Genomic DNA, 6,312 nt, shown 5'->3' on the forward strand with positions numbered 1-6,312 from the left:
GTTGAAAACCCAGATAATGCTAATGAAGTAGATGTATACACCCCAACCATGCAATATCTTACTAAGGCCACTTGCAGCGATCTAGGCGCGCAGGCAATGGACTATCAAGAGTATAGCGGTGGCAAAAGGACTTATATTGATACGCAACTTAAGCCCTTTATAAAAAGCGCCAAACAAGCGCAAGATAAGGCTGATAAAAAGCGCCAAGAAAAGGTCAAAAAACTTAGAAAAGAGCCTAGCAAAGCTAAGCTAAATAAGCCTATCCCTAAAGATCAAAAGTGGATCGATCCATACGAAGCGCTAGCTAGAATGAGAAAAGCGGCGGGCTATGATTGATCCAAGCGAGCCTAATGTAATAGAGGTAGAGGTATTAGAAAATATCCCTACAGATTATCGCGCATTAGTGGAGGCGGCCTATGCTTTAGGTTTAAAAAAGGGGCGATCACAAGCCACTACACCCCATAAGCCTACAAACAAACCCAAACAAAGCCCCAAACTCAAGCCACTTTATAACGCAAATGACTTTTATAAAGAGTTTGGCACAGATAAACCCTTTAGGGATTAAATCTAAAGAAAGGAGGTTATTTCTAGTTGCTAGTTTTTGGGCATTCAATGGTGTTTGTAACGCTATTAATGCCCATTTAATACCCATTGAATAGAAATTAAATAGGAGTTTAATAGATGTATTTAGGTGAAGAATTAGAGGCCTTTATTAGAGAGTATCAACTCTCCCAAGCCCAAGTAGCGCGCTCTATTGGGCGATCCCCCGCGCTACTTAATAAATACATTAAAGGCACTTATGAAGCGCGCGATGTGCAGGCCTTAGAAAAAAGCATTAAAGATTTTATGCAGAGCTATAAAACAAACGCAACTGAGCGCGCCCAACTTAAAAACCTTGAGATCAAGGCGCTTAGCAATCTAAATAATGCGCATTTTGTGATTGATCAAGCTGTTGTATGTAAAGAAAGTTGCTTACTTTATGGTTTAGCCGGGAGTGGTAAAAGCGAAAGTTTGAAAGCTTATGCTAACAAAACACCTCAAGCCATTTTGTTTGAGAGTGTGCCCGGATTAAGTAATACCGACTTTTTAAATGGCTTAAGTGTACTTATTGGTGCTGTAAGCGCTAGTAGTGTACCTAAATTAATCTTAAACATCTCAAAGCGCTTAGCAGAAAGAGAAAGCGTAATTCTGATTGATGAGGCTGAACATCTTAAAACCGCTAGCCTTGAGGCATTACGCCGCATTGTAGATTTTACTAAAGTTCCTATGATCTTAACCGGCACGCCCCAGCTACTGACTAATTTAAAGGGCAAAAAAGGGGAGTTACTCCAGCTTTATAGCCGCATTAGCTTGAAGTATGAATTTCACGCCCCTAGCGCGCATGACTTCACCCTACTTTTTGGAGATTATGCAGAGCTCATTTCTAGTTTTACGCATAACTTGCGACGCGCCTGTAAGATTTGGAAAATGAGCAACCGATTTGCCCAAATTGATGGGCGTAGCTTAGAAGAGTCTATTAGATTAGTCGTTTCAATGTCAATTTTAGATTAGGAAGGGTCATGCAAAGAACGCATAACATTGAATGTTGCAAGGTTTTAAGATTTTATTCTATGCGCTATTTTGGGGTGCTTAATGTGTGGGCACATTGGCCTAATCTTGTGGCTTTAGGCAAAGAGGAGGCGCAGGCGGCCTTTTATGGCGCTGATGTGCTTTGTGCTATTGTGCAGCATTATGAAAAAATAGAGACTCTAGCTAGTTCAGCTAAAAATATTGCCACAAATTGCGAACACTTGCGCGCTAGCATTAGGTATCGCCACCCTTATGTGGAATTAATCCCTATTAATGTAGCTGAAAAGCTTGAGAAGTATAAAGTTTATAGCGCGAATTATGAGGCTAATAAGAAGTTTTATAAACGCTTAGCGCGGCGCCATCACATCACCTACCACATCGCCCCACTAAAGGTAAAAAATGAACTTGCTTAAATTTTTATCTAAACTTTTTAAGAAAACACCGCCTAAACGGGTGTTTTATAGGGCGCAAAATGGGATTTATAGCGCCACCCACTATGGCTTAACGGAGGACGGGCTAATCATTTGCAAGGAGACTAAAAAGGTTATCGGGGCGTTAGAAAGTATCATTTATTAGCTTTATTTGACCGCTTTAGGGCGGTCGGCATAAGGCTAAGGCCTTAAATTCTTTTAAAGGTGTAATCATGATTGATAAGGCGTTTCTAAGCGAATATCTTAGAGATTTAAAGCGATTTGAGCTACAAAAAAAGGCGCTACTTGATAAAAAATTAGCCTTAATGGCGCGCATTGAAGAGATTGATACGCAAATTAAAGATGTAGTAGGAAGCATTGAAGCCCACTCACGGGCGCACATAGATGAGTTTAACGGGAATAAACTAACTTTGCCGGAGGGGATTTTAAAATTCACTCAGTCTACTAAGATCATTGTTGATCCAGAGTTAGAAAAGCTCACCATTGATACACTTAAAGAAATGGGTCTACAACATTGTATCAAGGTTAAAGAAAGCCTACTTTTAAGCGCGCTAGCTAACCTTGATGAGGATACGCTAGCTAAGTTAAGCATAGAAAAAAGCACTAATCCAAGCTTTAGTATAAAGTTATCCGCATGAGTAGACATGTTAGATTAGAAAAAGAGTTATACGATCAACTTTGTAGTTGCACTCCCCAAGAGGCTAAAAAGTTGCTTTGTGGTAAAGAACTCTATGTACCTAAAAATGGCACACTTGAAAAAGTCAAGGCTTTCTTAGCAGAGTTTACCGGACAAAATGGGCTTAGCCTATGTGTGCGGCTTAATATGAGCGAACAGCAATACAAACGCGCGCTAAAAGTGTTTCGTTTAAGAAAAAAGAAACAACCCCACTTGTCTTAACAAATCTTGCCCGCCTTTGCCGGTGGGCTCTAAAATCTGTTTGATCTCATTTTCTAATGTTGGGGAAGGTCTTCCCTGATCATCAAAGGGCATAAAGCGGCGTTGTGGCATTTTTCTAGTGCCGTGTTGGTGGAAGGGGGCATAAGGCACATTAACCCGCGCGGTTATGCTATTGCCCTCAATATCTACACGCACCGCACTTCGCATTAGCCCGCTACGCTCTAAAATAGGCTTGTTTCTGGGTTTATATCTTAAGGTTTTAGGCTTTAGTGGGCTCCATGATCGATTAGTAGTCAAGTCTTTTTGTTGTGTGAAAGATTGGCGTACCTGATCCTCAATAATGTTGGCCACTTCTCTTGTGATAACGGATAAATCAAACATGCGCACTCCTAAGTTTTTTGTTTGACTAGAATAACACGCAAAAAAGGTTAATTATGCCCTTTTTAGAAGCTATCGCCAGCCTTCAAGCCAAAAGACCCCAATTAATCCCCAATGGAGCTAACTTCAAATTTGAGGAATATTTAAGGGCTTTTAGTATTAGTGGCATTAGTAAAATTGATACACTAGTTGCCTATCAAAATGCCTTAGAGAAAGCTTTAGCAAAGGGGCAAAGTTTTAGCCAGTTTGTTAAGGCAAATCCGCAATTACTAGAAACAATCAATAAAAAGCGCCTTGAACGCATCTTTAAATATAATTTAATTTATGCAAACACGCGGGGTAAATTAATGCGCTATGAGAGTGCCCCGCCAATTGTGGGGAGTAGTAATGGCGATGGGTGGTACTATGTGTTTCATAGTAGGCATGATAGCGCGGCGCGTCATTTAGCTTACGATAATGTTTGTTTACCAAGAAAGCACCCATTTTGGCAAACCCACACCCCGCCACTTGATTGGGGCTGTCGGTGTGAGTTGCAAATGTGGAGCGAAAGACAGATCAAAAACAAAGGCATAAGCCTAACTAAAAATATCCCACAAGAGGGGGGAACTGAGGCGGGCGGATTTCAAAGGGATAATTATAAATTCTTAGCTAACTTCTTTAAAAACAAGCTAGCTACTTATGCAAACAACCCTAAAGCTACAAGCTTACTTAAAGGGGTGTTACAAAATATCGCCACTAAAAAAGCGCGCTTTAAATCTCTCTTGAGGCTTTCTAAAAACAAAACGGAAGCCATTCCCTTTGGCCTTTTGGATACAATTCCCATTACTCTTAAAGCTAAAACACTTAAAGCTAACCCAGCTAATGATCTCTTTGATTTTTACTTAGCTAGGGAGGTGCTAGACTCTCCACTCTTGCTAGCCACTCATAAAGATACAAGAAAGCTAGTGGGTCAAAAGTTAGGGCGTTTCTATGAACTTGAAATTCAAGGCGGGGAGTTAACCGGTTTAGAGCACTTCAAGGAGGCGCCTCCGTTAAAATCGGGCTTTGAGATTAAGAAATTAGATTTTGATGAGCTAGCCAAACGCGCCCCAGCTGAAAAACCTTATCCCTTTACCCAAAGAGTTTTAAACACAATTAAAAGCGCGCTAGCTTTGTTAACTTTAGATGATAGGCAGGATTTGCATGTATTAGATAGCCCAAATTATAAGCAAGGCCGGAGTTATTACACTAAAGCGCCAAGTATTGAGGAGGTTAGGGGGTGGATTAAGGAAAGCCTAAAAATTGATTTAGACAAAAAAGGCAAGTGGGATAAACACGGCATTATTAGCCACCCTGATTTTGAGGGTATAGTTATGCCGTTTTTTGATAAGTCAAAAGCTCCGGTTAAGGTGTATAAAAGTAAGCTACATTTCAATAAAAAAGGCTTTCATATTGTGCCGGTTGATAAGGATTAACCTTGAAAAATTTACCTGACATGTCTAAATATCCACCCCCCCTAAAAATTACCTTTGTAGATGGGGATATTTGGGAAAATGTTGAGCTTGAAGCGGTTTATTATGCTGGTAATTATTCCTATGTCCCAGAAGATGACAACGAAGATGAATTATTTACAACCTATCAAGGTATAGGGTATTCAATAAAAGCCTCAGAAATTCAAGAGATCGAATCGCAAAAGCAAAATTAACCCCTTTTGCGCATTTCTGATCAAAACCCCTTGTAAAATCCATTCAAAAAAACAAGGTTAAAAATGGATTTTTCTACAGCTCTTAAAAAACTAGAAGATCGTATTCATGGGCTTAATGTTATGCATAGGCGGCTTGTTAAGTTTGTTAATCCGCAAACAAACGCCCCTGAAGTGGCACAAACTCCAGCTACTCAAGTTGATAACACTAGCGCGCCCACTCAAGCGCCCGCCATTGATAGCGCCCCTGAAGTGTTAACCGATCAACAAAGACAAGAGCGGCTAGACTTGATTAATAAGCTAGTGCGTGCTAAGCAAATCACCAATGAGGACATCGCTCCGCTAGGTTTGCATTTTGAAAATATAGCGCCCTTTAATGGCGTGGTTTGGCGCAATAATGAATTAACAACGGCCTTTAAAGACTATTTAAAGGGCATTGACGCGGTGAGTGCTTTAGCTGTGGTGTATGAGGCGATGAAAGGCGCGCAATTTAGAAAAATGGAGGCCAGATATATTTTGGGCGATGATGAGGGCAGCGGCCTTGCCTCCTTTTATTACCGGTATGTGCTAGGTTTAGGCCAACTCTATTGCCAACAAATCCAAGCTAGTGAGGATATTAATAAGGTTTTATACGCCCTAATTACAAGCGCTACAAAATACCAATTAGTCGCCGCTAACGCCCCTACAGATAACACAGAAGCGCAAAATGAATTAAAAGCGCGCATGCAATCTTTACAAGATGGTTTTAATGATTTTTACCGCGATTTTTCCGATAATACCTACAATCTAGCCTATAGTTTGCTTTTTGCTTGTGGGGCTTTTAATTTTCAACTAAAAGAGCCGCTAACCATAGAATACGCGACCCAACTTAGGCGTAACATGCGCCCGGATTATTTCCGCGTTAATGCCCAAATTGCTGGCGGTCTTAGCCCGCGCGTGTCTTTAGCTTTATTTGTGATCTATGCTGTTGGGTGTTTTACTTTAGAGCAACTAAGGAGAGAACTTCCGCCCCGTGATCAAATTGATAACATGCCTAATCAAGTCCAAATGTATGCCGGGCAAATTGTCAATACCCAAAATCAAAACGAACTAAATAGCTTGTACCAACTTTTAGGCGCGGATAGCCCCGCGATTGAGACTATACAAATAACACAGCAAATTAAAGAGGCGTTAAAAGGTTTTTATAAATTTTTAGAGCGCCCAGCTATACAACTAGATTTTGCGCATATGGATATGCACTAGAGCGCCGCGCTTATTTGATCTAATAATTCTAAAATCTCGCTTTCATCAATCCCTAAATCTAACGCGGGAGGCTCTTCCGTGTTTGCTTTCTCAATCCTATTTGTTTGCGTGTT

The 6,312-nt window shown here is 40.6% G+C and carries 11 protein-coding genes; 10 read left to right on the forward strand and 1 reads right to left on the reverse strand.

Translation table 11 applies throughout. The features are described from left to right. From G6Q00_RS07950 to G6Q00_RS07980, 7 genes are all read left to right on the forward strand, one after another. On the forward strand, positions 1-336 hold a 336-nt coding region (locus tag G6Q00_RS07950), incomplete at its 5' end, for a hypothetical protein (protein ID WP_163532716.1). After that, positions 329-565, forward strand: a complete 237-nt coding sequence (locus G6Q00_RS07955; protein ID WP_163532717.1) for a hypothetical protein — start codon at positions 329-331, stop codon at positions 563-565. The genes G6Q00_RS07950 and G6Q00_RS07955, both read left to right, overlap by 8 nt. Positions 566-681: 116 nt before the next feature. Then, positions 682-1,551 carry an AAA family ATPase gene (locus G6Q00_RS07960; RefSeq protein WP_163532718.1) on the forward strand — a complete coding sequence of 290 codons (870 nt, stop codon included), beginning with the start codon at positions 682-684 and terminating at the stop codon, positions 1,549-1,551. 8 nt (positions 1,552-1,559) lie between these two features. Then, complete coding sequence (locus G6Q00_RS07965) at positions 1,560-1,982, forward strand: hypothetical protein (RefSeq protein WP_163532719.1); 423 nt, start codon at positions 1,560-1,562, stop codon at positions 1,980-1,982. Continuing rightward, on the forward strand, positions 1,969-2,145 hold the full coding sequence (locus G6Q00_RS07970; protein ID WP_163532720.1) for a hypothetical protein: 177 nt from the start codon (positions 1,969-1,971) through the stop codon (positions 2,143-2,145). The genes G6Q00_RS07965 and G6Q00_RS07970 overlap by 14 nt, the downstream gene beginning before the upstream one ends. Before the next feature lie 67 nt (positions 2,146-2,212). Next, entirely contained in the window at positions 2,213-2,638 is a 426-nt protein-coding gene (locus G6Q00_RS07975) for a host-nuclease inhibitor Gam family protein (RefSeq protein WP_163532721.1), read from the forward strand. Continuing rightward, on the forward strand, positions 2,635-2,898 hold the full coding sequence (locus G6Q00_RS07980; RefSeq protein WP_163532722.1) for a hypothetical protein: 264 nt from the start codon (positions 2,635-2,637) through the stop codon (positions 2,896-2,898). The genes G6Q00_RS07975 and G6Q00_RS07980 overlap by 4 nt, the downstream gene beginning before the upstream one ends. Here G6Q00_RS07980 and G6Q00_RS07985 read toward each other — a convergent pair. Beyond that, positions 2,866-3,279 carry a phage virion morphogenesis protein gene (locus G6Q00_RS07985; RefSeq protein ID WP_163532723.1) on the reverse strand — a complete coding sequence of 138 codons (414 nt, stop codon included), beginning with the start codon at positions 3,277-3,279 and terminating at the stop codon, positions 2,866-2,868. The genes G6Q00_RS07980 and G6Q00_RS07985 overlap by 33 nt on opposite strands. 53 nt (positions 3,280-3,332) lie before the next feature. On the opposite strand from G6Q00_RS07985, the gene G6Q00_RS07990 reads away from it, so the two are divergent. From G6Q00_RS07990 to G6Q00_RS08000, 3 genes are all read left to right on the forward strand, one after another. Further along, entirely contained in the window at positions 3,333-4,730 is a 1,398-nt protein-coding gene (locus tag G6Q00_RS07990) for a polymorphic toxin type 50 domain-containing protein (RefSeq protein ID WP_163532724.1), read from the forward strand. A 2-nt stretch (positions 4,731-4,732) separates the two neighbouring features. Then, positions 4,733-4,960: a hypothetical protein gene (locus tag G6Q00_RS07995; protein WP_163532725.1), complete on the forward strand. Its 228-nt coding sequence runs from the start codon at positions 4,733-4,735 to the stop codon at positions 4,958-4,960. Between the two features lie 63 nt (positions 4,961-5,023). Then, positions 5,024-6,199 (forward strand): hypothetical protein, encoded by a 1,176-nt coding sequence (locus G6Q00_RS08000; protein ID WP_163532726.1) that lies wholly within the window; start codon positions 5,024-5,026, stop codon positions 6,197-6,199. Positions 6,200-6,312 lie beyond the last annotated feature (113 nt).

Source organism: Helicobacter suis, from assembly GCF_902196125.1.
Classification (GTDB): domain Bacteria; phylum Campylobacterota; class Campylobacteria; order Campylobacterales; family Helicobacteraceae; genus Helicobacter; species Helicobacter suis_B.

Bases quoted from the DNA above. Each gene is read 5' to 3' on its own strand.
- G6Q00_RS07970 (WP_163532720.1), top strand. From the start codon at position 1,969: ATGAACTTGCTTAAATTTTTATCTAAACTTTTTAAGAAAACACCGCCT.
- G6Q00_RS07955 (WP_163532717.1), top strand. From the start codon at position 329: ATGATTGATCCAAGCGAGCCTAATGTAATAGAGGTAGAGGTATTAGAA.
- G6Q00_RS07965 (WP_163532719.1), top strand. From the start codon at position 1,560: ATGCAAAGAACGCATAACATTGAATGTTGCAAGGTTTTAAGATTTTAT.
- G6Q00_RS07990 (WP_163532724.1), top strand. From the start codon at position 3,333: ATGCCCTTTTTAGAAGCTATCGCCAGCCTTCAAGCCAAAAGACCCCAA.
- G6Q00_RS07985 (WP_163532723.1), bottom strand. From the start codon at position 3,279: ATGTTTGATTTATCCGTTATCACAAGAGAAGTGGCCAACATTATTGAG.
- G6Q00_RS07960 (WP_163532718.1), top strand. From the start codon at position 682: ATGTATTTAGGTGAAGAATTAGAGGCCTTTATTAGAGAGTATCAACTC.
- G6Q00_RS07975 (WP_163532721.1), top strand. From the start codon at position 2,213: ATGATTGATAAGGCGTTTCTAAGCGAATATCTTAGAGATTTAAAGCGA.
- G6Q00_RS07980 (WP_163532722.1), top strand. From the start codon at position 2,635: ATGAGTAGACATGTTAGATTAGAAAAAGAGTTATACGATCAACTTTGT.
- G6Q00_RS08000 (WP_163532726.1), top strand. From the start codon at position 5,024: ATGGATTTTTCTACAGCTCTTAAAAAACTAGAAGATCGTATTCATGGG.